A 299-nucleotide genomic window follows, 5' to 3' on the forward strand; every position below is an offset into this window, starting at 1 on the left:
CGGAATTGGTAGACGCGCTAGCTTCAGGTGTTAGTGTCCTTACGGACGTGGGGGTTCAAGTCCCCCCCCTCGCACCATAAACCACGCAGATATCGCTCGCACTGTGCGAAGGTGGCGGAATTGGTAGACGCGCTAGCTTCAGGTGTTAGTGTTCTTACGGACGTGGGGGTTCAAGTCCCCCCCCTCGCACCAACGAGGCGATATCGACAAGTAAGATGACTGTGCGAAGGTGGCGGAATTGGTAGACGCGCTAGCTTCAGGTGTTAGTGTCCTTACGGACGTGGGGGTTCAAGTCCCCC

The 299-nt window shown here is 57.2% G+C and carries 1 tRNA gene; it reads left to right on the plus strand.

Going from position 1 to position 299, the window contains the following annotated elements:
- Positions 1–105: 105 nt before the first annotated feature.
- Positions 106–192 (plus strand) — tRNA-Leu (locus tag PU683_RS22125).
- Positions 193–299 lie beyond the last annotated feature (107 nt).

This window comes from Candidatus Kosakonia sp. 282A-S69, from assembly GCF_029433855.1.
Taxonomy (GTDB): domain Bacteria; phylum Pseudomonadota; class Gammaproteobacteria; order Enterobacterales; family Enterobacteriaceae; genus Kosakonia; species Kosakonia cowanii_A.